Annotated in this window: 23 protein-coding genes; 11 read left to right on the forward strand and 12 right to left on the reverse strand. The window is 44.9% G+C overall.

Annotated elements, in window-relative coordinates; all coding sequences use genetic code 11:
• The first annotated feature begins 21 nt into the window (after window positions 1-21).
• The 3 genes from cmr4 (at window position 22) to D082_RS16275 (ending at window position 3,278) form a co-directional block, all read left to right on the forward strand.
• Entirely contained in the window at window positions 22-801 is a 780-nt protein-coding gene (gene cmr4 / locus D082_RS16265) for a type III-B CRISPR module RAMP protein Cmr4 (protein ID WP_028946533.1), read from the forward strand.
• A gap of 34 nt (window positions 802-835) precedes the next feature.
• Window positions 836-1,258 (forward strand): hypothetical protein, encoded by a 423-nt coding sequence (locus D082_RS16270; protein WP_028946534.1) that lies wholly within the window; start codon window positions 836-838, stop codon window positions 1,256-1,258.
• A gap of 91 nt (window positions 1,259-1,349) precedes the next feature.
• Window positions 1,350-3,278 (forward strand): RAMP superfamily CRISPR-associated protein, encoded by a 1,929-nt coding sequence (locus tag D082_RS16275; protein WP_081857712.1) that lies wholly within the window; start codon window positions 1,350-1,352, stop codon window positions 3,276-3,278.
• Window positions 3,279-3,326: 48 nt separating this feature from the next.
• Here the strand turns inward: D082_RS16275 and D082_RS16280 are convergent, their stop codons facing one another.
• The 3 genes from D082_RS16280 to D082_RS16295 form a co-directional block, all read right to left on the reverse strand.
• Entirely contained in the window at window positions 3,327-4,460 is a 1,134-nt protein-coding gene (locus tag D082_RS16280) for a hypothetical protein (RefSeq protein WP_028946536.1), read from the reverse strand.
• A gap of 50 nt (window positions 4,461-4,510) precedes the next feature.
• Window positions 4,511-6,898, reverse strand: a complete 2,388-nt coding sequence (locus tag D082_RS19185) for a hypothetical protein (protein WP_238546910.1) — start codon at window positions 6,896-6,898, stop codon at window positions 4,511-4,513.
• 114 nt (window positions 6,899-7,012) lie between these two features.
• The gene (locus D082_RS16295; RefSeq protein WP_028946537.1) at window positions 7,013-7,945 is read right to left on the reverse strand and encodes a hypothetical protein; all 933 of its coding nucleotides are present in this window, start codon (window positions 7,943-7,945) and stop codon (window positions 7,013-7,015) included.
• A 115-nt stretch (window positions 7,946-8,060) separates the two neighbouring features.
• Here D082_RS16295 and D082_RS19190 point away from each other — a divergent pair, with 115 nt between their 5' ends.
• The 4 genes from D082_RS19190 to D082_RS16315 all read left to right on the forward strand — a co-directional run bounded on the left by D082_RS19190 (window position 8,061) and on the right by D082_RS16315 (window position 11,343).
• Window positions 8,061-9,506, forward strand: coding sequence for a TIGR03985 family CRISPR-associated protein (locus D082_RS19190; RefSeq protein ID WP_028946538.1), 1,446 nt, complete (start codon window positions 8,061-8,063; stop codon window positions 9,504-9,506).
• A 23-nt stretch (window positions 9,507-9,529) separates the two neighbouring features.
• Window positions 9,530-9,988, forward strand: a complete 459-nt coding sequence (locus D082_RS19195) for an HD domain-containing protein (RefSeq protein WP_028946539.1) — start codon at window positions 9,530-9,532, stop codon at window positions 9,986-9,988.
• A gap of 356 nt (window positions 9,989-10,344) precedes the next feature.
• Window positions 10,345-10,800 carry a hypothetical protein gene (locus D082_RS16310; protein WP_028946540.1) on the forward strand — a complete coding sequence of 152 codons (456 nt, stop codon included), beginning with the start codon at window positions 10,345-10,347 and terminating at the stop codon, window positions 10,798-10,800.
• A gap of 24 nt (window positions 10,801-10,824) precedes the next feature.
• Window positions 10,825-11,343 (forward strand): hypothetical protein, encoded by a 519-nt coding sequence (locus D082_RS16315; RefSeq protein WP_028946541.1) that lies wholly within the window; start codon window positions 10,825-10,827, stop codon window positions 11,341-11,343.
• A gap of 88 nt (window positions 11,344-11,431) precedes the next feature.
• On the opposite strand, the gene brxL is transcribed toward D082_RS16315, so the two are convergent.
• The 5 genes from brxL to D082_RS16340 are packed head-to-tail and all read right to left on the reverse strand — an operon-like array spanning window position 11,432 to window position 17,142.
• Window positions 11,432-13,480, reverse strand: coding sequence for a protease Lon-related BREX system protein BrxL (brxL, locus tag D082_RS16320; protein ID WP_238546911.1), 2,049 nt, complete (start codon window positions 13,478-13,480; stop codon window positions 11,432-11,434).
• The gene (gene pglZ / locus D082_RS16325) at window positions 13,470-16,088 is read right to left on the reverse strand and encodes a BREX-1 system phosphatase PglZ type A (RefSeq protein ID WP_028946543.1); all 2,619 of its coding nucleotides are present in this window, start codon (window positions 16,086-16,088) and stop codon (window positions 13,470-13,472) included. Before pglZ ends, brxL begins: the two co-directional genes overlap by 11 nt.
• Entirely contained in the window at window positions 16,085-16,465 is a 381-nt protein-coding gene (locus tag D082_RS16330; protein WP_028946544.1) for a HEPN domain-containing protein, read from the reverse strand. The genes pglZ and D082_RS16330 overlap by 4 nt, the downstream gene beginning before the upstream one ends.
• Window positions 16,462-16,782, reverse strand: coding sequence for a nucleotidyltransferase domain-containing protein (locus D082_RS16335; RefSeq protein ID WP_028946545.1), 321 nt, complete (start codon window positions 16,780-16,782; stop codon window positions 16,462-16,464). The genes D082_RS16330 and D082_RS16335 overlap by 4 nt, the downstream gene beginning before the upstream one ends.
• A gap of 36 nt (window positions 16,783-16,818) precedes the next feature.
• Complete coding sequence (locus D082_RS16340) at window positions 16,819-17,142, reverse strand: DNA-binding protein (protein WP_028946546.1); 324 nt, start codon at window positions 17,140-17,142, stop codon at window positions 16,819-16,821.
• 84 nt (window positions 17,143-17,226) lie between these two features.
• On the opposite strand from D082_RS16340, the gene D082_RS16345 reads away from it, so the two are divergent.
• Both D082_RS16345 and D082_RS16350 read left to right on the forward strand, forming a co-directional pair.
• Complete coding sequence (locus tag D082_RS16345; protein WP_040122982.1) at window positions 17,227-17,517, forward strand: DUF2281 domain-containing protein; 291 nt, start codon at window positions 17,227-17,229, stop codon at window positions 17,515-17,517.
• A complete protein-coding gene (locus D082_RS16350; protein WP_028946547.1) occupies window positions 17,514-17,933 on the forward strand; it encodes a type II toxin-antitoxin system VapC family toxin in 420 nt (139 codons plus the stop codon). Before D082_RS16345 ends, D082_RS16350 begins: the two co-directional genes overlap by 4 nt.
• On the opposite strand, the gene D082_RS16355 is transcribed toward D082_RS16350, so the two are convergent.
• From D082_RS16355 to pglX, 3 genes are all read right to left on the reverse strand, one after another.
• Complete coding sequence (locus D082_RS16355; protein WP_369796150.1) at window positions 17,881-18,231, reverse strand: putative toxin-antitoxin system toxin component, PIN family; 351 nt, start codon at window positions 18,229-18,231, stop codon at window positions 17,881-17,883. The genes D082_RS16350 and D082_RS16355 overlap by 53 nt on opposite strands.
• 88 nt (window positions 18,232-18,319) lie before the next feature.
• Window positions 18,320-18,544: a hypothetical protein gene (locus tag D082_RS16360; RefSeq protein WP_028946548.1), complete on the reverse strand. Its 225-nt coding sequence runs from the start codon at window positions 18,542-18,544 to the stop codon at window positions 18,320-18,322.
• A 27-nt stretch (window positions 18,545-18,571) separates the two neighbouring features.
• Complete coding sequence (pglX, locus tag D082_RS16365; protein ID WP_028946549.1) at window positions 18,572-22,126, reverse strand: BREX-1 system adenine-specific DNA-methyltransferase PglX; 3,555 nt, start codon at window positions 22,124-22,126, stop codon at window positions 18,572-18,574.
• 106 nt (window positions 22,127-22,232) lie between these two features.
• Between pglX and D082_RS16370 the strand changes: the two genes are divergently transcribed.
• On the forward strand, window positions 22,233-22,472 hold the full coding sequence (locus D082_RS16370) for a type II toxin-antitoxin system Phd/YefM family antitoxin (RefSeq protein WP_028946550.1): 240 nt from the start codon (window positions 22,233-22,235) through the stop codon (window positions 22,470-22,472).
• The gene (locus D082_RS16375) at window positions 22,469-22,846 is read left to right on the forward strand and encodes a type II toxin-antitoxin system VapC family toxin (protein WP_028946551.1); all 378 of its coding nucleotides are present in this window, start codon (window positions 22,469-22,471) and stop codon (window positions 22,844-22,846) included. Before D082_RS16370 ends, D082_RS16375 begins: the two co-directional genes overlap by 4 nt.
• A 43-nt stretch (window positions 22,847-22,889) precedes the next feature.
• Here D082_RS16375 and D082_RS16380 read toward each other — a convergent pair whose 3' ends face one another.
• Entirely contained in the window at window positions 22,890-23,798 is a 909-nt protein-coding gene (locus D082_RS16380; RefSeq protein ID WP_028946552.1) for a DUF4351 domain-containing protein, read from the reverse strand.
• Window positions 23,799-23,804 lie beyond the last annotated feature (6 nt).

Below are 23,804 nucleotides of genomic sequence, written 5' to 3' on the forward strand. Positions count from 1 at the left end.
GTTCTTCTATTCCCCATTTTCATGAACATTCAACATCTATATCTCCTCTCCCCCCTCCATACCGGCGGCACCACCCAGGAAGGCAATTTATTGGGCATTGCCCGGGAGTCCCACACTAATTTTCCCTACATTCCTTCTAGTACCATTCGGGGTCGTTTGCGGGCCGCTGTGGATGACAATAAACGGGACGCTTTATTTGGCAATGATCTAAACAGTGACAATGGTAATTTAACCCAGGGCAGTGTTTGGGTTGGGGATGGTTCTTTGCTTTGGCTTCCTGTACCTTCCCTTAGCCATGGCGTGATTTGGATTAGTTGTCCCCTATTGCTCAATCGCTATGCCAGGGTTGCTAAAGTCACTTCCCAAACGGCGATCGTCCCTTACTTGTACAATTTCCATCAAGCTAACGAAAAAGTTTATTTAAAGGATGCTATTTTTGATAGTAGTGAATTAATTAATTGGGATAAAGGGCAAGCTAAAAAATTTACTCCTCATCAGTCTAACGTAGCTATTGAAAGAGCATTAGTATTGCCAGATCAGCATTGTGCAACGGTAATCCAAATGGGACTTTGGCGACAGGTCAAGATCAAGTTAGATCAACATAAAACTGTTGATGGTGGCTTTCGCTACGAAGAAGCAATTCCCCCTGATACATTGATGTATTTCCCCTGGGGTATTACTGCCCAAGCTAAGGGCAATCAGGAGGCGGGCGAACAGTTTCAAGACTTATTAACTGTCAATGCAATTATGCAAATTGGGGGACAAGAAAGCTTGGGAAGGGGTTTTGTTGAGTGTTTTTAGATTTTATTTAGAACAGCAAAAATAGGAGAAAATCATGCCTAACTTCGATCCACGAACTTTAAACAAATGTGCGTTTGAGGCTTTGACAAACCTACGCAAAGAACATCAAAAATTAGTTCCTGATTTTGAGAAAGCTAAAAAAGGTCTCAAAGACCAAAAAAATCAGGCAATGGAAATTTATACCTACCTTTCAACTTGGGGGCTGATGCGACTGAAAGCTGAAGAAAAGGCAATCAGTAAAGAGCAAGACGAACGTCGAAAAGTTGTCAAGTCATTTTTTAAATATTTACAGGAGCTTGCTGAACGAAATGATTTAGCAGGAGACGATGATTTAAAAAACTTTGTTAAACTTTCCGCTAATGAGTATCTCGGCTTAACAGGTTTAGCCATTGAACTAGCTAATGAATTTGGTTTTTGGGCTAATGCTGTTTATCACGACATCACCGGCGCACAATAATTAGCATTTTACAATTCTTAAAAACTCTTAGTTTTAAATCATCATGTCTAATCCAATAGAAAAACCAAAACCGAAAAGCACACACTCCTCCATGGCAACAAATTCAGGGGGAAAAGCCACTCAGAAAAATTTACCTAAAAAGAAAGTTATTACAACACCTATCACTGGCGGTGATGGTGGGGGCAAAAAAGGGGGTGGAAGCGGTGGTCATAGTGGTGGAGGCCATGGTCAAAATCAACCTCCTTCTCCTTGGCTACAACGTGAAAATGAACCTGATCCTAGTCCCCATAAAACAGCTTCTTTTGTCGAATATCTCCGCTGGATGCGGCAAATTAACTGTAATCCTGGTCAAAACGGGAAAGATCCAACAGACCCCACAACAAAAGTGCAAATTCTTCAGATGGCAATGGACAATGCCAAAAATTATGATGCCCGTCTAAGTGTTTGCAATCAGCGAACAAAGGCGATCGCCAAAGAAACCTTTGAAGTAACTTGCCCATGGCGCATTCGAGTGGGGGGACACCGGGGGCCAGAAAGCATTTTGCTACCAGCGTTTGATGCGTTGGGAATGCCCTATATCCCCTCGGCAACTTTACGGGGAGTGGCCCGAACCCAGGCGATCCGTGAGGTGATGCAAAACACAGGCAAAAACTGGAAAGATGCAGAAAAAGATTCCTTGATTGTTAAACACTTTGGGGCTTTGGATGCGGATAAGGCAGACCAGGCGGGCAAAGTTGTCTTTTTGGATGCCTATCCTACCTCTGGCAAGTGTTTGGCGGTGGATATGGCGAACAATATCTGGAGTTGGGAAGGAAATCATCTCGACTATTCTCCTAATCCCAATCCGTTCCTCTCGCTGAAAGAGCCAACATTTTTAATTGGATTACGTTTAATTTCTAACTGTTCAGACGAGCAAATTTTAACCCAGGTCAAAAAATGGCTGATTGCTGGCTTAGCGGCGGGGGTAGGTTCCCAGGTAAATACTGGTTATGGACAATTGTTAGAAGATTCTAAGAAATTACTGAATAAACCATTTTTAGAGGTAGAGTTTGCTTTAGAAGGACAGCTCATTCACGGTTATCAAAAGTTTACTCAGTGGCAACAAAATAACCATGGAGACTGGCAAATGCGGGGTAAAAATGAAGCAGAAGTGCGACCGACAGCGTTTAAGTCAATGTTACGGTATTGGTTCCGAGTTTTTGCTTTGGGTGTAATGTCTGTTGGAGATGTTCAAGAATGGGAAGGAAAGATTTTTGGGGCAATTACTCCCACTCAGTCCCATGGCTTTTTGCGAGTGAATATTATTAATAGTTCTATTACTCGAAAAGAAGCCCAAAGAAACAATGATAAATCCGGTGAAATGGCTGGAACTTTGATCCTAAGTTTTTCTCCTGAAGCACCCGAAGCAAACCAAGACTTACAAGCTTTACTAAAGAACTTGACTTGGTTAATGTTTAACTTAGGTGGGCTTGGGCAAGGAGCAAGAAGACCCTGCTACTCTCGCCAAAATCGTCAATATGCCCCTTGGTGGCGAGGCTCAACTTTATTTATTGAATCCGATCCTGATCCTTGGAATGATCTTGATGAGCTTTCTATGAAGGATTTTGCCAAGCTATTAAAACGCCGTTTGCGGAGCTTTTATGATGCTTTAAGTGGAATGACAGGGCAAAATATTAACTTAAATAATCTAAGAAATGTAGGGCAAGTTAATAGGGAAAATTGGCAAGAAATAGCGGATCAAAATTGTCGCATTGTGGTTACCTCTGGTCAAGGTCGTAATAGTAAATCCTATGCCCTATCTCAATTACATAGTGATAAATTTAAGATTCAATACCGTGATGAGCTAAATTATGATGGCAATCTTTGTGGCAAAGTGCGTGGTGGGGTTAAACCCTCTCCGGTCTGGATTGCAGATGTGGGGGATTACCAAGTAGTTACCGTTTTTGGTGCTACTGCATCTCCTCGTTCAGATTATTTACAGTCTTTGACTGGTGCAATTCAAATTTTTCCTTTGAGCTAAACTAATGAAGAATGTTTTTATTATTTTTACAGGAAGTGACTGGAAACCCTATGGTAAATAAGGGGGAGTGGGACGACGTAGGTTGCTCAACGTCCAGACTGGGCGATCGCATTTGATTGCTTGGAGGCGACGTAGCTGGTCAGCGTTGTAATTTAATTCCTGGGACATTTTAGTAATTTCTTCCTTGAGCTGGCGATTTTCGGAAAGTAAACGCTGATTAACTTGTAGTTGTTCATTTTTAAACTGCTCTAACTCCTGATCAAATATCCGTTGGAACTCAACCCGTAAATCTGTTTTTAGACTAACTAATTCTCGCTGTTGTTGGGCAATGGTTTCATCTAAAAGCCCTAAATCTGTCGCTACCTTTTGCAGTAAATCCTGTCCCCCTAGTTGTTCTGCCAATTTGGCGATCGCCGTTAGTAGGGGTTCTAGTTTGAGCCGTTGTTGCTCTAAATCTGTTAATTGGGAGCCAATTTGACCACTTTTTGTGGTTAAATCTTTAATTAATCCATTTATCTCCTGTTTTTGCTGTTCCAGGCTAGCCAAGGTTGAAGTTAACTGATCCTTAACCTCTGATCGCCATTGGGCGATTTGTTCTTTGCCCGCTTCAAAATTAGGCAAATAACGGTCAATTACCGCCGTTGTTACTTGATCAATGTGGCTATCTAATCCTGCTAACTGGGAAGCAATTTCTTCTAACTGGGCTAATTGGGCCAACAAAGCGTCCGCTCCCCCAAGTTGGGTTAGGGTTTGCCCCAGGCGATCGCCGTCGGTGCGTAGCTGTTCCGTTTGCTGTTGCAATTGTTGGGCCATAGCTTGGGCTTCGCCAATTTGTCCAGTGATGGAGCGTAACTGTTCCAAGCGGTCAAAGTCTTGACGCAGTTGGTCGGGGCCGCCCATTTTTGTGATCACTTCTGTGACTTTTTCTGCTGTGACAATACTGTCTGTTAACTGTCCACTTCTTTGGTCAATTTCTGAGAGCGAGCCTTGTAAATCTTCTACATCTTGATGGATAGTATGGAATTGTCTCTTGCATTGCTCTGCTGTTTGATTAATCTCAGCTTTGGCTTGGGTAATAATATTAGGATCCCAAGCTTGCTGTAATCCCTGGTGAATTAAATCGGTTAATTGTTGCAGGGCAGTAATGGTGTCTTGATCAGAAATAAAATTTTGACTTGTCATGGCTTTACCAGATTGAAATTAATAATTGAGACAGATTTGAAAAATAAATTTTAACTAATCTTAAGTCGTTCTTCTGTCAAGTTTTTCAGCAGGGGAATGAGCTTATCTGATGTCTTAAACCAGGAAGCATTATCAAACTCATTAGCAGAGGTTTCTAGCCCATAAAACCTTGCCAGGCGATCGGCTTCTAAAGGCAGATTACGGTGATGTAAATCTTGCTGAATGCCAGTCATCACTTCTTGGTAAGTGCCAGGGTCAGATTGTTTTAGGGACTGGGCTATTTCTGCTGCCTGCCAAGATTGGCCAAGACAACGGTAAATTAATGTTTGCAGTCGGGGTACTTCCTCTACTTCCGGTTGTTGAAAATACACCTTCAAAGGAGCTTGTAATTCTGCATTGTTAAATAAAAGGTTGACAATATCGGCTTCGATCGCCATTGTTTCTTGACTGCTAATGTCATAGCTTTTCAGTACATAATATAAGTCATAGTAAAGTATTGGATCGCTTTGCAAAGCGCTTTCCAGGATAATTTCCCTGAGTCCTTGTCGCCCTGTGGCTGACGTGTCCAAACTGCTGGTTAATTCCGTAATCCAGCCGAGGGCATCGGTAACCTCTTGTGGATTTTGGTAATTTAGTCGCTCAATAGCATTAACGGTTTTCTCACCTTTAGTAATGGTTAAGTTCTCAAAAATTTCTTCTCCCATCTGCGCTAACTGTGCCTCAGTGGTGACAATGAGCAAACGGGAACGGGCTCGGGTAAGTTGGGTGTACCATTTGGTATAAGCCTCCATTTGACCGCCATTTTGGGGTAAATCGAATAAGCAAAAGGCAATACAGGAGTCAAATTCCCGCCCTTTAGCTTGGGAAACCGGCATAAATTCCAGAAATTTCACCCGGTCTGGGCTGACATGGTAATGGTCACTGCAAAACAGTCTGGCCCGGGCCGCTAAACGCCATTGCAGAGAGTGTTTTTCCTGCCATTCACTAATTTGCTGGGAAATGGCGGCCACCAGGGGATCCAAAAAGGTTTCCGCTGTGGTCAAGTCAGGATAAACCAGGAGCTTAACTGTATCCCCAGGTTTTTCAAAGCAGAATTTAGGATCTGTTGGTTTTGGTAGCCATTTTGCACCCTCTGGCTTAGATGCATTTGCCCTAGCTTGAAAGCGATTAGCTAGGGTTAGGATGGACTCGGTGGTGCGGTAGTTGTCCCATTTCAACTCTCTGGTTTTATTAAGATGTAATCCTCCCCAGGTAAAGTCAACAGGGGCAATGCGTTGGTTGATGTCCCCCAAGAGCCAGAGATTTACTGGATGTTTTGCTTCCGTTTGCCAATGGTGACAAAGGTGCTTGATAATTTCAATTTCCTCCACCAGGTAGTCCTGGGCTTCATCAATGATGATGCTAGTGCCCCAATTAGGAGTAGGAGTAGCAGGGGGATTTTGCTGAAAATACTGTAAAACTTTCAGCGTATAGTCCCGGCGGCAGAGTTCTTCCCCGGTCCATGCCTCTTGCCACCATTGAGGTCGAATGTCTCTCAGTTCTTGAATTCGAGACTTGTTGTCTCCAAAAACATCATCCTCTCTGCAATTTTCATTAATGACATAAAGCTGGTAAAGCAAAATGTCTCGGTAAGTGATGGGGTCTCGGCCGCTGGTTTGCCAATGTCTATGTTGTTGGGCTATTTGTTGCAGGATTGCTAGTTCTTTCGTCGGGGAGGCTGCCTGGAATGGCAATTGGGGAAAAGCTTCTGCTAACCACTGGTGGAAGGTGCCAATGAATAAATTTTCCCCGGCGGGTTCCTGAAGAATTTGACGAATACAGCGGTATTCGGTTATCTGCTGGTCGATTAATGCTTCCGGCAAAAGGAAGACAACATTTTGCCCTAGATAGGCCAATTCACAGGCTTTCTCAGCAGCATTTAGGGTTTTGCCTGTGCCTGGGGCTGATTGATGAATGGTGGAATAGTAAGGAACGCGATGGTAGTCGGGATGGTTATTGCCATTATTGGGGCGGTAATTATCGGTTTTAACGGCTTCATCGGTATCTCTAATTTGTTGATCACTGGGCTGAGCTGAATAGAGATAACCTTCGTTAATGTACCAATCCCATTCCCAACCTGTTTCTCCATTCCATGCGTAACAGGGATTCCGGGGCAGGGCATCGAAATCCTGGTCATAGGTGTCATCATCCCTTAGGACAGCGGCAATAACTGTACAGTGACTAGGACTGTGGTCATCAAAAAATAGGCGTAGGTAGCCTCCTCCCTCAAGTCTTCTCTTGCAATACTCGGTACATCGACTATGCCTCAGAATATGAGTCCCACCAATACCCCCCAGGGACAATTGGTCAAAAATGTCTGGAATAACCCGATTATTCATCGCCGATCGCAGTTTCCGCAGTTGTTGGATGGCATAGCGGGTGATGTGAATGCTGACCATGGGGGCAAATCTCCAGAGGGGGATAAGAACAAATTTTTCTTAAGAGTCAACTACCATTGAACATTACTATGAAAAACCCGTTTTCTATCTTAAAATTAGGTACAATGTGCTGACTTAGTTTTCAGAACTAGTCAGGTCGATTAAACGGTGGGCGATCGCCTGGATCATTAACTTATCCCTTAGATTAGCTTCACCCCGGCTTAGACCATAGACCACGCCAGTAATAGGTTGATCTTTGGCAGAAAGATTGACCTCGTCGGGGGCATTACCCAGGCGACTTTCAACGATCGCCAAGGGGGGTAAACCCAGGTCTTGGCAAAAGTTTAACCATTGCTCCCGTTCTGCCACAGTTTTGTAGAGAATAATGGCGTGGCTAGCTTCGGCCATAATTAAACGGTTTTCTGGGGATGGTAGACCACCGGTATCAATGAGGTTAATGGCTTCATTGGCAGACCGCACCCAATCCGCCGCCGTTTCCGCAAAAGTAGCATTCCAGTCCCGCTTATTTTGGACCCGGAGATTTTCTGCTAGTGCAGGATTATTGACTTGGGTTTGATGCAACCACGCTCCTTCTCCGTCGGGACAGGCCCGGATCACATAGGGATAGGGAGCGCCGATTTGGCCGCAGATGGCCTGGCGAATGCCTTCAATTAAGCAAGATTTCCCCGTTTGCGGAAAGCCACACACCGCTACTTTCAGCAGCGCACTGCCGCCAATAGCCACTTCAATCAAACTGCCTAATGGGTAGTCTGGATTACGGCTGATGGCCACAATGTAAACTCGATAGCCCGGCCGACAAACCTTGGGGTCTAAGATGGCGATCGCCCCGTAGAGGGGAGTTAATCTTTGGGCCAGGACATAGGCAATGGCAACCGACTGGGGCCCGTCAACCTTTAACAGTTCCCCCCCAGTTAATTGTCCCTGGTGGATTAATTGATCAATTTGGCTGGCCGCATCCCGCACCAGGCGATCGCCACTGGCGGATTGTTCTCGGTTAAAGCCCACGTAGAGGGTATTTTCCCTCAAGCGCAAATGATAACTAACCATGGGAAGCTAAATCTTTGCTTAGCAAAGGAAATAATTACTATACTCGATAATAGAAAACTAGTTTTCTATTACCCTATAAAGTAGGGTTAATTCAGCAACGACGATAATTTGCCCCATGGAATCTACGTTTGAATATTCTCCCACAGTCCCCCTACTTTCCCATCTGCTCCAAGGCAAGGGCTTGAAAAATCCGATTAATTTGGGCAAGGCAATACGGCTTTGGGTACTTCTGCGTTGCATCTATGGCCATGAATCTGACCCCATTTACTGCCATCTCAACGAGAGTTTTACCTACCCTGAGTGGCGTGACGCATTTTTCTTAGAACAGAAATTATTTCATCAAAATTTTAATACAGATAGCTTGGAGCATAGCAACAGCCAATGTCCCTGCTATAAATCCATCCATCAATGGTTATTTGCCGACTATTTAGCAACGGATCAACAACAGTGGTATGAAGATTTTCGGGAAACTTGTTATCTGGCGGGAGATGCTGATATTAAAGATTTTCTTGATACCTTAAGCTGGGAAAAAAGTAAATCTAATGACGATAAAAATCGTTTATTTGCCTGTGTTCCTAGGACTATAAATAATAACCTTAAGGAGTTGGTCAAACTAGGTTATTTAGAAAAAATAGGTGATAAATTCCACAAGCTAGAGGAAATTGATTTTAGTTCTCTAGCCCAAAGTAAGCTGGTGGATGCTAACTTTAATTTTCCTAATCTGTCCTATATCCGTCAAGAAGATCTCAGTGAAGTACCGGATTTATTCCGGGCCACTATGGGTCAGAAACAGCGGTTTTTTATGCACGTTGATTATGTGGTAGCCAAAAGAGATCTAGATAATGATTGGCCCTACCGTTTTCAGCAACTGTGGCAGGAAAATGAGTTTCCTATCCTTAGGCTAGAGTATGACAGTGTGAGTTTACACCGCCTTGTTAAACGCATTACCTATCCGGTCTGTATTTATTATTACCAACGGGCTTTATATCTTTGTGCTTATGGCCAAGATCCCAAAGATAGAAATAAGTTGGATTGGTATAACTATCGCCTTGACCGCATTAAAGTCATGGCCAATTTAGATTGGTCTGACCCAGAAATTCCTTTGCTTTTGCAGGAACAATATCATCAACAAAATTTGTTTACTGCTGATTACATTGATACCCAGTTAAGTCGGGGCTTTGGCTTTGATTTTTATAAACCCCTTAAAACCATGGTGCTCCGTTTTAATCAGGATTTTTCTGAACGGTATATTGACGAAAGTTTTCGCCATGAAACCTTCAAAAAGTTTGACACTGTCCGGCAGTTATCTACTTGGCTGGGGCAACAACAGCTCCAGCCTGCCGAAAAAAAACAGTTACAACGGGTAATTAAGCAATGGCAGGTCCAAGGAGAACAAGAACCAACCCATAGTTATTTCCGCATGGACTATCGCCACCAAGACAATAACGTCATTATGCGTCTGCGAGCTTGGGGACCCAATGTAGAGGTGCTATTTCCCCTGGATTTACGGCAACGGATGGCGTCGGATGTGCAGGCCATGGCGGCCCTTTACTCCCATTAGCAAAGTTAGTGTTAACGAATTTTATGAATTTATCCCATCCCACTCCCCTCACCCCGCGCTTTGGCGATGCTCTAGTATTAGCTAACCACTTACATGCTCAACAGTTTCGTAAGGGTTCCCCAGTGCCCTACATCAGCCATTTGCTGGGGGTAACGGCTTTGGTGCTGGAAATGGGCGGCAATGAAGATGAGGCAATCGCCGCTTTGCTCCATGATGCGGGCTTTATCCACAATGACCTCCATGGGGGCAATATTGTCCTGGAGTTAAGAGGAGGGATGTGGAAGCCATTTCTGATTGACTTTGGCCACTGCGGCCATGAGTCGCTTCAGAACCCTTTCCCAACACCCGAAGCTATTGAACGGGGGCTTGAGAACGATGTCGACGACCTTGTAGAGGCAATTCGGTTACCCCTTGTGGGAATACCTCAACCTCCTTGGGTTGAAAAGGGTATCGAACTGCTTGAAACAGTTTCAGTCCTCTGACGGGGGAAACAAGTTGTTAAACCTTAACATACTGAAACCATAATAGTAAAAGCCTTGTTTCCGGCTATGAAAGTGATAGTAATGGCTAAATTTATTGAAAGTAAGGATTAATTTATAAAAATTTACATAGGCTCTATCAGACAAAATCAGGTTTACCACTACAACATCTGTCGAGAATCGTCGACTGCTTAATAAAATCTGAGCTGGAGCACACTGACAGGCTGCTAACAGCAGAATAATACCGATAAATAGAGTTGGTTCCCCTAGCAATTTGAGTAACTTTTTTATCTAGGCGATCGCTAATTGAAGTCGACTTTAAGATATAATAGTAATTATACTATGCGTAAGAAGTGTAAATGATAGAAAATTATTTACCTGTAGCCTATTATCTAGATGGACTATCTGAATGTTATTTCACTGACATAAGCACTATTGATGATGGAAGAAAAACAGTATTGGTCTTGCAACTACAAAATGACCCTTATAATATACGTTGCATAGAAGTAAAAACACCAGAAGAAGAAGGAGATTATTGTTCTAGTTATCTAAGAATTGCTGGAAAAACAATTATTCCCTCCGTTGTCCGTTACAAGGATCATCCAGTTAAAAGGTTAAAACAATTGCATAGAGTGACTGGCATTCCCTATGTTTCAATCATTCATGATTTAGTCGAATTAGCCCATTGTTCCCAAGGAATAACAATTATGGCCAGTGCCTTCGATAATACCTCAACCCTGATCGCATTGGGATTAGCAAAGTATGTCAATCAAGGTCGGGATATAAGGTTTATGGATAGTCCTCCTAATTTGTAGAAAAAATTAGCGTTAATCAAGTTTATGAAATACATTGACTTATATCATCAAGACAGAAGCATAGCAGACGAATATTACGACTTATCTTTTTATTTAGATCGATGTTCTTGTCACTTTGTTAGAATCAAGAGATTTGAAGGTAAAGCAAAGCAAGGATTAGCCGTAGTTTCAGACGATAATTCCAAACATATTAAATATATACGATTTAAATCTCTAGATGAAGGAGGAGATAATGAACTTAAATATGCTTATGTTGATGGAGCAAAAAGCAATATAATCTGCTCAGTTATTCCCCACGAAAAACACCCCCTTAAACGGCTTTGTCAGTTGTACAAAGAGACGAACTTCTTTTACACTCGTTCTGTCATTGATGTGGTGAAAATCGCTCATATTTATAAAGGAGTAACTGTACCTAGAAATGTTTTTCGTCACTCACTAACTTTGATTAAATTAGGGTTAGCAAATACAGTCAAGGGCACTAATAGTTACGACTCATGTGGAAAAATGAAATTTATCGATAATCCACCTGATCTTGATTATTAGGCCACGTCGAGTTGCTAAATTTTGAAAAAACTCCAATGTTCGATTGATGCTTTAGATGACCCTGAAAAACTGAATACGCTAGACAGTATCAATGAATGCCTAATGCCTTAAAAACTGCATCCCTGGGATCTGAGTAGAAGCTGGTTTGGAATTTGGCAAACAGTTCGCCGGGGATAGTAGGAATATCTGTCACACTAGCCATGGGGAGTAATACCCGTTTGGCTCCGGCATCTGCGGCTACCTGTAGGGACTCTGCCAGGTTTTCTACTGGGACAATGTTTCCCCCTAGGCTCATTGTGCCTAGCACAACTAATTGTCCTTCTAGTGGTTTATTGAGCAGTCCAGAAGCTAAAGCAATAAATCCAGCCAGAGTTAATACTGTGGAGGCTCCAGTGTTTTGACTTTCCACCACATGGATATGGAAATCGCGATCGCCAGGTTTGGCGGAGGCTTGGATTTGATTGATGTTGGCCCGGAAATAGTCAAAGCCGACTTTAACTGATTCTTTGGCGGCAGTATTGGAACCAAAACCAGAAAGTTTAAGCTGTCCTGTGCCAGCGGTGACCTGGGTTTCTAGGCGATAGAGCCCTAAATGACCGCTACTGCCGCGACAAACAGTATGGAGGGAACCCGCATTAAGGGGTCCTTCCGGAATGAGACTACCGCCCCCTTGCTCTTTCACCACTACAAATTTTTCTTCGTTGCTTTCTAGGTCGATGTAACTGAAGTGGACATCATAAAATTCCATGCCACCGATGCGTTTTAGTTGTTCCTTAATGCGACGTCTGACTTCTAGGGCATACTCCAGGCATTCCCTGATGCCCTCTTTATCGTATTCCTCATGGGGATAGAGTAATTTCAGAAGCCCAGAAACGGTACGTTTAACGGCGATGGTATCCCGTTGGTTGAGATCACGCCCAAGGCGGAAATACTTATTGATGGCATCACTGAAGGTATATTTCCGCATCTCCCGGCAGAATTCCGCCAAGTAATCCACAATGAAGCCGTATTGGTTGGTGAAAAACTCCGGCCGCATCTTCGGAATTTCCCAGCCGGGAATGTAGGCATAGAAACGATCAAAGAAGGCTGAGTCAATCATCACATCTGGAAAAGGGGCCAGGAGATGGCTGGTTTTGAGCAGGGCTTGCATATTGTCAATATTGCCAATGAACACCATGGAAGCAGAAGCATTGATGGCATCCCTTCCTCGGGAAAAGGAACCAGAAGCCATATAGTCCTTCATTATTTGGACTCCATCTTGGTCCTTAAAACGGATACCAGCTACTTCGTCAAAGGCCACCACATCCCAGACTGCTACTAGACCTACTTCCCGGCGAGCCTTGTTGTAAAATAGGGAGGCAACGGTGGATTGTCCTCCAGAAACGAGAATGCTATTGGGGCTGATTTCCTTATAAATGTGGCTTTTGCCAGTGCCTCGTGGTCCTAATTCACAGACGTTATAGTTGTTTTCCACGAAGGGAATTATGCGGGCTAACAGATGCCACTTTGCCCGTTTATCCAAGGTGGTGGGTTCCATGCCGCAGGAGCGCAGGAGGACATCTTGCCATTGCTCGGTGGTGAAATGTCGTCGGCCCTGGCGTAACTCTTCCATATCCATATTGGGCATCTGGACCGGTTTTAATTGGCGGACGGAAAAGGGAGATTCTTTCTGCCCCTCTTCAAAAAAGAATTCCAGGGTGACTAATGCCCAAATGCCTCCCACCAGAAGTTTTTCGTATTGTTTGACAGTGCTAGAGGGAACAACAACGCCCCGAATGCCCAAATTGATCAGATCGGCTTCGTACACATTGCGCTTCTCGTTGAGCTTGACGCTAACTTTATCAATGATCTTGTAGGTGCCCTTTTCTCGGATATAGGACTTGATCTTTTCTGCCTCGTCTGGGCGGACAAAATTGTCTGCCAGGATTCGTTTGACCGTTTCTAGGCCTTCTTTGACAATGACTTCATCTTGGGAAGAGCAGTAATTTCCCAATAAATATTCCAGGACAAAGACAGGCACGTTTGCTCCCTCTTTAACCAGTTTGGTCAGATCCTTACGGACCACTTTCCCGGCAAAATGTTGGTTGAGCAGGGCATCAAGATCGCCGGTCATCGTCGTTGAAGGGTTAGAAGTCATCCTCAAAGCTCCTGTCGATGATTACCGGCACGCCTAAAACTTCCCCATCGGTTTCAGTATCTCGTACAACTAGACGATAGGGGTTACTTTTATGGAAAGGCCCAGATCCTAGGGTTAATAGAACCGACTGGGTACGATCGCCAATGTTATCGGAGGAGCTATCAAAGATTAAGGTTTCGATGGCGGTGACGGGTTGATTCCCTTCGTAAATAGCCACTTTAACGGTAATGGGCTGACGACGCACGCCAATAGCTTCAGTTTGGATAAACTCAAAACGGTATTTGGGGGTAGTTACCTTAAACCTATTGCCCAAAACCTGGAGGGAAACCTTTTCTACTTTAGACTGGGCCGCTTGTTGGCCCCTTAACTGGGTGACGGTCACTAGGGGAATAACGATTTCCTGGGGCATGGCCCCACCATGGACAAACCGAGAGCCGCCCACAAAATGAAAACGATTGGCCGCTCTAGGGAGCCAAAATTCTAGCCCTTCTGCCATGCCTGCCGTTTGTACTGTACTGCCATGGTGTGCTTCCGGCACTTCCCCTAGGTTAGTTCCCAGTAAATATCGTTTATTGGTCTTAATGGTGCCGCTAGGTTTCTGGCTGAGGCTACTTTTGCTGGTGGCATCGGGTTGGCTTTGCTGAAACAAAAAACCATGATCAGCGGTGATCCAGACCTTGGAGGCATTGAGTTTATTGACGCAGAACTTGGCCAGCTCCGCCAATTCTCGGATACAGTCTGTCACCGCATCCAACGTGCCCGATTCTTTGTTGTCCCCATCGAGGCGATCATCAATCACGTCATGGTAGATGTAAATCACCTTTTTTCCTTCGGTAAATTGGCGGGCCTCCTCCTGTTTCATCTGCCGTAGGTCTTTAGCCAGACAGGTCATTCCCTGTACCGTTTGCAGTTGAGCGTGGCGATCGCCAGTGCTTTTAGTGGGTTTGCCATCCGCTAGGACTTCCCCGTTGGCATCGTAGCTTAGGGAATCGTGGGGCAATAAACTGGCCATGCCGAGGCTAGTGTAGGAAGGTAACACTCCCAGCAGTGACGACAGATCCGCCGCCAGGCGATATTTGCCATTCAGTGTGGTTACCAATTCTTGGGCCGCTTCGTAGCGGAAAGCATCGCTGATAATGACAAAAGCCCGTTTGCGGTCGGATTGGGCTAAATATTTGCCAATCACCTGCCGGTAAAAATCCTGTTGGCAGTGATAGCCAGGAATTGACCAGCATTGTAAAAAGCCTCCATCCAGTAGGTTGTCCATGGCTAGGCCCAGGGGTTGGATAAAACCATAGTTGTAGAAATTTTCCACCTCCGCTTCCAGGGATTTGAGCAAATCCCAGCCTTGGTTTTGGCTATAGCGGGCCGCTGTCACAAATTGTCGGTAAAGCTGGTCATAGCGGTATAACTCTGAACAATAGCTGGCGATCGCCTCTTGGGGACTGTTCCAGGTTAGGCCCATGGCATTGATAGCCGGCAGGGTAAACAATTCCACCGCACAGATGAGGGCTTCATAGGCTTGGGCTATGGCATAGGACTTAGGGCGTTCAGGAGTGGCATTGGCTAACCAGTAACCTGTTTGACGACGGCGGGCCAGGTCACTTAATTCTTGGGCATCAATGGCTTGTCTTGCCTGTAATATGCGTTCTTTTAAGCCGGATAGAAGCAGGGCCTCAACCTCCCAAAAGGTGAAAATATCCCCTAATGTAGTGAGTGATAAATCCTGTAAATGTTCTTTGATCTCCAGTTCTGTGGCGATCGCCTGGGCGGTGGCATTGTAGCTAGTATTCGTACTATGGGAATCCCGCCATTGGGTCAGGAATACTTTGGCATTGCGGCGGTTAGATGGGGGTAAGGCGTAATGATAGACAGCGGCGATCGTGGTTTCTGCTGGTAGTTGCTCTAACAATTCCGAGATAAACAGACGGCGCAGTAAATTTCCTAAGCTCGGTGAATCGCTTTGATAGCCAAATTCAGACTCCATCATTGTCCAGAAAGCCTCTGCGAGGTCCATCTTCTCCAGGGTTTGGATACTGTCGGGGGTCTTGGTCAGGTCGAAGTTTTCCCCTTGCAGATGGCCATGGCACAGCGATCGCAGAATATTAAACGGTGTGGCTTCCGGGGCGTTCACCACCACAGCAATCATTTTCTGGTCCAGACTAACAGCATCATCGGTCGCAGTGACCAATCGTTGTAGTTTGCGCCGGCGGTCTTGGCCATTGAGAAAAGTGGCCCGGGCTTTGAGGTGTTCCCGTAGGTAGAGATGGGTCAATCCCAGTTCCTGAAGCCAGATGCTGGCAATATCAGCATGGAATTCAGCGCTATAGTGGCGGATGTCCAATAAAAAATCCTGGTCAACCGCTGGCTTTTCCCCTTGGGTATAGATTAAATACTGCCCGGTGGGGTCGTGTCGTTCTAGCTGAAGTTTGGCGGAGAAACCCCCTGTCTGATCCGGCCGCAGGATATTCACCTGGGTAAGGCTTTCTGACAGTCCAGCCTCAATGTAATCGGCAAATTCCCCCTGGTGATCGTGCCAAAAAACTAGCCGTTTTTGTTCGGTGACAAATTTTTGATAGAGGGCTTGATCGACCTGTTCGGCTTTCATAATGGGCCAATTTTTTCAACAGCAAGGGCTAAAAAGGCTTCGGCTCGCTGGATTTGCTCTGCCCCTTGATCAACAGTGACAGCATTGAATTGTCCATAATCACCAGTTGTGCGGAGTTCTTGAGCTTCAATTAAAAAGCGGTGGAAGTCGGAGGAAACGCGCCGAGTTTTGGCCAATTCTCGTCCAAAGGCAGCAATAACGGCAGAATGTTTCGAGAAAGTGAGGCCTTCCCCTTCTAAAAAGGCTTCGGCTACATAAAACATGGCGTAATAGGCACGGGAGGCGGCAAAATCGGGGTAATCGTTGGACAGCAAAAGTTTAGCGGCATCTAGGCTTTGTTGGGCTTTGAACAAAAGTTCCCTTTGTTCGTCGGTCAAAGCAAAACTCCTTCTTGGCGGACATTACGCAGTAAAGCATTATTACGGGTTTGGTAATAGATTTCATCCATGAAAAGACAGCTAATCACCACATCGTAATCCAAGGATAGATCCGCCACAATTTTGCCCGTTCTTTTAATTTCTTCACCAGGATTAACCGGCCCGTTCAAGACAATCAAGACATCAATATCTGACTCGGGTTGGCTGTCTTCACGGGCTTGAGAACCAAATAGGGTCAAGGAACAGAGCCGATCGCCGTAGAGGGTTTGTAGAGCCTGTTTTAATTGGAACAGGATAGGTTGGAGGGTCGGAGACATGGCGGTTCAAGTTTTCAAGAAATAGTCATTTAGGCTTTAAAGGTGAACGGTGGTTTGGATCGAAATTTGGATATTGAGTTTTTCTTGCAGGGTTCTTAGAATCAGGGTGAGGTTGTCCATCGTGGGATTGCCGCTAGGAGATAGCATCCGGTGGAGGCTTTTACTGGGTCGATCCGTGAGGGTGGCCAGGGCTTCAAAACCGATGGTGGCGTTAACCAAGTCACGCAGGATAAGGCGAGTCAATTCAGGTTCACCATTAAACAGTCCGGCGATCGCCTCGTTGAAGAGGGCAATGGCGAATTCCTGATCGTCTTGCAAACATGCTTGGACAGTTTCTGAAAATTCTTTGGTCAGCATTATTGTCTTCCTTCAATCTTGATGGCCGAGCACAGCTTAGTAACTTAAATGTTACCATGTTACCATTCTCCATTCGATTCTCATCCGATGAATTTAACCCAAGCTATTCTTCAGGAAATCCAAGATCTTCCCGATGATAAACAGCAGGAAGTATTGGATTTTACAAGGTTCCTTAAGTCTAAGCCTGCTTCGTCGAGTGCTCCCCCTCGTCCTTCTCTTTTTGGGAGTGATCGGGATAAGATTCATTTTCCGACGGAATGGTGGCAGACCGTAAGCGTAATTCGGGCGGAGATTGAGGAAACAGGGGAAGGATTGGTAGATGATTCGTTTTTGGTCGATTTACGAGATCGCCAACCAGGACGTGATGTGGTGTTATGACTTTATGTTTTCTTTTAGATACTAATATTCTGTCAGAGCCACTGCAATTACAGCCTAATCCGGGGGTTTTAACCTGTCTGGAAAACTATCGAGAGGAGGTAGCAACGGCTTCTCTGGTTATTCATGAGTTGGTGTTTGGCTACCAACGTTTGCCTCTTTCAAGAAAACGAGAACTGATTGAGCGGTATGTCTATGGTTTGCTAAACGGCGGACTCACGGTTTTCGATTATGACCAGGAAGCAGCTATTTGGCACGGGCAGATGCGGGCTAGTCTTATGGCAAAGGGTCAAACACCTTCTTGGGTTGATAGTCAGATTGCGGCGATCGCCTTTGTTAATGGACTAACGTTGGTGACACGCAATATCAAAGATTTTCAGGGTTTTGAGGGATTGTCGTTGGCCAATTGGTTTGATTGAGGAAGTCGGCAACGGTAATAATTTTCAAGGTGCGGAAGGGATGGAGAATCAGTAAGTCTTGATCGCCTGTGATGAGAAGGTTTGCTTGTCCACTAACAGCTAATTCAAGAAACTTGTTATCCTTTGGATCTCGGCAATCGGTGATAGTTTCTGTGATGTGAACTAGCTCTGCTTTCTCGATAAATTTAAAGATAAATTGTTGTTTTTCTTCTAAGGTTAAATATTTATCGAATTTCTTACGATTAAGGACGGTTTTCAGTTCTAATAGGGTGGCTTCTGAATAGAGAATTTTTCCCATCTGCTCCATCTGGTTGATGGCTTGTCACGGGAGAGAATGCCGAATTAAGCCCGCACTGACGAGAATATTTGTGTCAGCAACAAAACGTTTATTCTGCATCATCATTCAAGATCGCTTCTAGGATTTCAGGGGTTAGGCCCCGCTGTTCGGCTTTAGTGGCGATGTCTTCCATGACTTGACTTAAACTTTTCTCCATAAAGTTGGCGTCTAAAAAAAGCTTGAGCATAGTTTGCAAAGCTCTTTGTTGTTCGGGATTTGCTTGTTGATAGGCTTGGGCAACTTCGGGGGAGACGGGAATGGTGATGGTTTCCATAGGTTTAGTGATTCAGGGGATAGATTTTTAGTCGTCTTTTTTACCGCAAATGGCCTTGACTTCCGCCAGGAGATCGCCAAATTTGCCGTAGTTGACCTTCACACCGTCGTCTAGGTCGAGGTTAATCCGCAAATCGGCTTGGTAGCGCAGCTTTTCATCAAAAGCAAGTAGCTCGCTGTTTTGTTTTTGCAGTTTAGCCTGTTCTTTTTCTAGGCGTTTACGGTGGGCAGTGGAATCGGCGGCTTGGATGTCTCCTTGCAGGGTTTCCAGGCGGGCGGCCAGTTTACCTTGCAGGGGAATAACGTATTCAGTCCGCATTCGGGAGAGGGTGCCTTGATTATAACGGTGCAAATAGACTAAGCATTGAAAGGCTTTTTGTTTGCCACTGCTGAAGAGCCAATAGATGGGGCGTTTTTTGTAGGTTTGCAGGTGGTCTTTATAAAAGCTATCGCAGAGGTAGCGACGCAGGGTTTCCCGGCTAGTTTCGCCTTTTTTGGAGCTGAGGTTTTCAGCAAGAAATTTGAGGTTAGTTTCTAGGTGGTCTTTATCCCAGGCTGTAGCCACAAATTCGACTAGGCGGTTCACGGCATCGTCGGTAAACCATTCGCTATCGGTGAGGGGAATGATGCCATCTTCATCGGCGGGAAAGGCGGTATATTGGCTGGGGTCAAAGTCTTTGTTTTCGCTGTGGGCGTAGATTAAACCGGGTTTATCCAGGCTATAGCGGCCCATCATGCACCCCAGGGCGTAGGAGATCAATTCTTTGCTGGTGTCCTGACAAAAGCGGGTTTCGAGGTCTTCGCTAAAGCCATTGGCCACTGACCATTCATCATCGTTGAGGGCTTTGCTGTAGCGGTAGGCGGGGTTAACGGTGAGGGTAATTTGCTGGATGGGTACGTCGGGGGTGAGTTCGTCTTGGAGTCCGTAGGCTTCGATGAAAAGGCGATTGTTTTCTTCTTCTAACCGCTTCATTTCAGCAATAGTCTCCCGATTTTTGGCGATCCATTGTTGATAACTGGTTTCAATGGTGAGGGCAGGATAATCGAGGAGGGGAAAGGTTTGAAAATCCCAGGAGGTTTCGTAGAAGTTCCAATCAGATTTTGTTATTTCAACCAAAGCTTGAGTTATTGTTGATGTTTTTTGAGTATTATCTACACTTAAAGGTAGATTTAAAACATCATTAGTTTGAACATTTAGTGTAGGATTCATTATAGTCAAAATTTGCCAGCAAACTTTGGAACATAAAAAACCCAAGCCTTGCCACAATGCTTCTTTTGGAATAGATGGTTTTAAAAAAATTGCTGGCCCGCCTGTTTCCGCAATCATTCCATCACCAAACCATCTAAAAGTTGCTCCCTTAGAGCTTATTTTTGTCCATGAAATACCCGAACTTTGCCATAAATATTCTGGCGTAATACGGGCAACGAGATCTTTTTTGTAATGTTGCCTTGCTTCTAAGCTCCAATTAACCAAGTTGTGAATATTGCCAAAATAACTTCTCGCATCACCTCCTTTTACACATATTCGATATTTCTCCTCATTACAAGAAAATTCTCTACAAACTTCCCAGTGAAATCTAATATAATTTTCATTATTGCCAGTTTTTGTTAAACCATCACTAAAAAAGTATTCAGAAAATTTACTGTATTTGACAAAAGTATTTCGTAATTTGGCGTTCATCCAATAACCGATCGCCGACCCTGGAATCTTCTTAAACTCATCTTGGGAAGCCTCAAAAAACCAGCCACAATTACGATTTTGGATTGCTTCAAGGGTCTTGGGTGCTTGATTATCAGAACCACGAAAGTCAGATAAGCGAATATAACAACCCTTTTCACTTTTGACATGACCTTTTCGCAGAGTAAAAGTACAGATCGGAACTGTTGCTCCTTCAAATCCAGAATATTCAAGTTGGATCAGAGAAGTTATTGTTTCATTGTTAATTAATCGAGTTCGCAGATTTTCATAACTAGAAATAAACATCCACACGAATGGAGTCATAAAACCCAAATGACCGTGGCTCTTACTAAAGGCTATATCACGATCAATAAAAGCTGAGAAAGAATCCTTTTCGTAGCCGTCATAATTCTCTTTTAGAAACTTCTTAATGATCGGAATGTGAAACTTACTACCCATATAAGGAGGATTCGCCACCACCACATCATATTGCCCCGCCAACAACTCAGCCTGCCGTACCAATAACCGTAGAATGTCCTGATCTTTCCAAGAGAGCAATTTATTTTCTGTATCACATAACTGTTTTAATGCAGGTAACTTCTTGATGAGACTTGCTGGAATATGCATCAAAGAACCAAAGGTCGTTGCAGACTCAAATAACCGCTTCACCTCCGCCAAATCAAACGGCTCCATCCCATAATCCGCCAACCTTAACCCCTGCACCAACACTTTCGGATCAAAATCCGTACTATCCTCAAACACCACCACATTTAACCTAACCTGGCGAGTAAACAACCGGCGATCATCGGCACGACCCTTCATCATCAACGCAAACCCCGCCAACTGCCCCGCCCTGGGACAAATATCCGACCCAAACAGATTTTTTTCTAGGATTAACTTCGGCACATCCCGCAGACGATAACCCCGCTCCAGATAGATCGCCTTCAACAGATCATAGGCCTCCACCAAAATATGCCCCGACCCACAGGCCGGATCAATCAACGTCAACTGCTCCGGGTCAAGACTGCTAGGAGTGATCTGCTGTAACTGGGCCTGCACCTCTGGAGACTGTTCCGCCGGAGTAATGTAAAACTCCATCTGCTCCCGCAAAGGAGAATCCGGGTACGTCGCCAACCACTGTGCCCCCAAAGAATTTTGCACCATGTACTTCACAATCCAATTGGGCGTAAACAACTGGGTGGCCGCTGGGATATCCGCCGACTGCACCACCTTGCCAATGACCTGATCCTTGCGCTCCGAAATATAAAACTGATAGAGCCAGCCCACCACCTCAATCTCTGCCCAGGCTGACTCGTCAATGCTTTCCACCAACTGCCGGATCAACGAATCCGTATTCAGCAAATTGCCCGGCAACAACAACTCCGTCTCATCCCCAATGCGCTCAAACAAAAACGGCATCGCCCCATGGAGGGCATTACATTGGGCAATCAACACCAACCGATACAACTCCTCATCCTTTGTCCCGTCTAATTTGAGGGCGATTACTTGCTCCCGATCCAACCCCGGCAACTCGATCTCCACCGCATAGTCCAAAATTTCCGGTAACGCCCGCCCCTCTGGATGGCTCAATACCCGATAACCATGATCCAAATAGCCCTGGATCTCCATAAACCGAATGGCAATGAGCCGATTAAACCAGGTATAGGCCATGGCCTCCATGGTCGCCTCAAAGCCCTGATCCTTGACTCGCTTTACCAAGCGATCCCTAGCTTCCGCAATACTAGCTGGAAAGGGTTGGCCACTAATCAACAACACATCCCCTTGCACCGTGGCCGCCTCACAACCACTAGCAGTAATGCCTAGCCGATTAGCCTGGGCTGTTACCGCCGCCATAAAGGCCTGTCTGGCTGCTGGGGCATAGCTTTTTAGTTGACTGGTATTCATTTTTGGAGCATTGGAGGACTTACTTTCAACAGTACTGCAACTTGTCCGAGTTGGTTTTTATCTTGATCAGGATAAACTAGACTAAGCTTAGCTAATATTAATAACTATGCGTAACGCCAATATTCACGAAGCCAAGACCCATCTATCCCAACTCATAGAATCCGTGTTAGCCGGGGAAGATGTCATCATTAGCAGGGCCGGAAAACCCCTAGTGCGCTTAGTTCCCTACGAAGGAGTCTCCAAACCTCGCCAACCCGGAGCCTGGGAAGGACAGATCATCATGGCGGACGACTTCAACGAAGAATCCCCAGAGATCAACGCTATGTTTTACGGGGATGAAGAATGAAATTTTTGCTAGATACCCATATTTTGCTGTGGTGGCTCGGCAATGATAATCGTCTAACTTCTAATGAGCGAGCAGTGATTACCAATCCTGAACACTTAATCTTTGTTAGCGCCGCTAGCATTTGGGAAATGTCGATCAAAAAATCGTTAGGGAAATTATCAACCCCTGACAACTTACTAATAGTCCTCAAGGAAAACAACTTTCAGGTATTAGGCATTGCCGCAGAACATGGTTTGGCAATCGCTGATTTACCCAAACATCACAAAGATCCCTTTGATCGGATGCTCATTGTTCAAGCCCAGACAGAAGGGTTAATTTTAATTTCCCAGGACAGTAAATTCAGCCAGTATGATGTACCTCTACTAGTAAGTTGAAAGATCACTTAATTTGTACCCGTTCCCCGGTGGCGATCGCCGATTACAAATTTTCAGTAGATTTTTGTAACCATTGCTCCAAGTCTGTAACATCAGCACAATCCAATAGTACCTCCCCCAATTCCTCCAACTGCGGCACTGTTAGTTGTTCAACCTTTGCCAAAATTTCATCATCTAATTCCCCAAAACGATGCTTGATCAACTTGTGTAATAAAGATTTTTGTCCTTGTTCAATACCTTGGCGCATCCAACTGGTAGTTAATTGCATCACTTGCTCCTGGTCTGGGGAATCCAATTCGGCGATGGTGGATCTAAAAACCGACTCTTCTTCTGGGTTGAGGGTCAGATAGGTATCCACAAAGCCTGAGATTAATTGCATTCTAGCGGGATCGAGCTTGAGGGTAACCAGTAACCGAAGGCATTCCGCTTTCACTTTCGGACGATCTGTGGGTGCTATCTGCATTTTAGCCATCAATGCCGATGCGATGGGATTAGGTTGGCTTAAAAAATCGCGCCAATTAAGCTGGTTGAGTTGAATAACTCGATAGTTAAATGTTAAGACGGGAAAATCAGGAAAATTGACGCAATACCCCTGCAGGGCAGGTTTCAGGGGGCGATCATAGGAAAAAAGGACGATGGGATACACGGGCAGGTCAAATTTGGCATGGAGGCGAGCAAAATAGTGAAACATCCGCTGGTTGAAATTCCCCTTAGCACTGGCTTGGGCTTCCACATGGATTAAAAAATAGGCATCTTGCCCCTGAAATTTGGCTTGTACCACCAGATCACTTTCATATTTTTCCCCAGCGGTGACATCAGTAAAAATTTCCTTGTCGAGAAAAATTAGGGAATTTTGGTCTAGATAGTCCAACACCTGCGGGAAGAATAACTCTAGGAATTCCACAAAAAAGGTGGTTAGCAGTTCCTTAAATAGGCGATCGTGATCAATCATAATTTT

This window comes from Synechocystis sp. PCC 6714 (assembly GCF_000478825.2).
Classification (GTDB): domain Bacteria; phylum Cyanobacteriota; class Cyanobacteriia; order Cyanobacteriales; family Microcystaceae; genus Synechocystis.

Excerpts from the sequence above, each read along its gene's own strand:
- D082_RS16315 (WP_028946541.1), top strand. The coding sequence starts at position 10,825 with ATGAAATACATTGACTTATATCATCAAGACAGAAGCATAGCAGACGAA.
- D082_RS16355 (WP_369796150.1), bottom strand. The coding sequence starts at position 18,231 with ATGGGAAAAATTCTCTATTCAGAAGCCACCCTATTAGAACTGAAAACC.
- D082_RS16275 (WP_081857712.1), top strand. The coding sequence starts at position 1,350 with ATGGCAACAAATTCAGGGGGAAAAGCCACTCAGAAAAATTTACCTAAA.
- D082_RS16345 (WP_040122982.1), top strand. The coding sequence starts at position 17,227 with ATGAATTTAACCCAAGCTATTCTTCAGGAAATCCAAGATCTTCCCGAT.
- D082_RS16335 (WP_028946545.1), bottom strand. The coding sequence starts at position 16,782 with ATGTCTCCGACCCTCCAACCTATCCTGTTCCAATTAAAACAGGCTCTA.
- D082_RS16370 (WP_028946550.1), top strand. The coding sequence starts at position 22,233 with ATGCGTAACGCCAATATTCACGAAGCCAAGACCCATCTATCCCAACTC.
- D082_RS16350 (WP_028946547.1), top strand. The coding sequence starts at position 17,514 with ATGACTTTATGTTTTCTTTTAGATACTAATATTCTGTCAGAGCCACTG.
- cmr4 (WP_028946533.1), top strand. The coding sequence starts at position 22 with ATGAACATTCAACATCTATATCTCCTCTCCCCCCTCCATACCGGCGGC.
- D082_RS16310 (WP_028946540.1), top strand. The coding sequence starts at position 10,345 with ATGATAGAAAATTATTTACCTGTAGCCTATTATCTAGATGGACTATCT.
- pglZ (WP_028946543.1), bottom strand. The coding sequence starts at position 16,088 with ATGAAAGCCGAACAGGTCGATCAAGCCCTCTATCAAAAATTTGTCACC.
- brxL (WP_238546911.1), bottom strand. The coding sequence starts at position 13,480 with ATGACTTCTAACCCTTCAACGACGATGACCGGCGATCTTGATGCCCTG.
- D082_RS19195 (WP_028946539.1), top strand. The coding sequence starts at position 9,530 with ATGAATTTATCCCATCCCACTCCCCTCACCCCGCGCTTTGGCGATGCT.
- pglX (WP_028946549.1), bottom strand. The coding sequence starts at position 22,126 with ATGAATACCAGTCAACTAAAAAGCTATGCCCCAGCAGCCAGACAGGCC.
- D082_RS16380 (WP_028946552.1), bottom strand. The coding sequence starts at position 23,798 with ATGATTGATCACGATCGCCTATTTAAGGAACTGCTAACCACCTTTTTT.
- D082_RS16360 (WP_028946548.1), bottom strand. The coding sequence starts at position 18,544 with ATGGAAACCATCACCATTCCCGTCTCCCCCGAAGTTGCCCAAGCCTAT.
- D082_RS19185 (WP_238546910.1), bottom strand. The coding sequence starts at position 6,898 with ATGGTCAGCATTCACATCACCCGCTATGCCATCCAACAACTGCGGAAA.
- D082_RS19190 (WP_028946538.1), top strand. The coding sequence starts at position 8,061 with ATGGAATCTACGTTTGAATATTCTCCCACAGTCCCCCTACTTTCCCAT.
- D082_RS16280 (WP_028946536.1), bottom strand. The coding sequence starts at position 4,460 with ATGACAAGTCAAAATTTTATTTCTGATCAAGACACCATTACTGCCCTG.
- D082_RS16295 (WP_028946537.1), bottom strand. The coding sequence starts at position 7,945 with ATGGTTAGTTATCATTTGCGCTTGAGGGAAAATACCCTCTACGTGGGC.
- D082_RS16270 (WP_028946534.1), top strand. The coding sequence starts at position 836 with ATGCCTAACTTCGATCCACGAACTTTAAACAAATGTGCGTTTGAGGCT.
- D082_RS16375 (WP_028946551.1), top strand. The coding sequence starts at position 22,469 with ATGAAATTTTTGCTAGATACCCATATTTTGCTGTGGTGGCTCGGCAAT.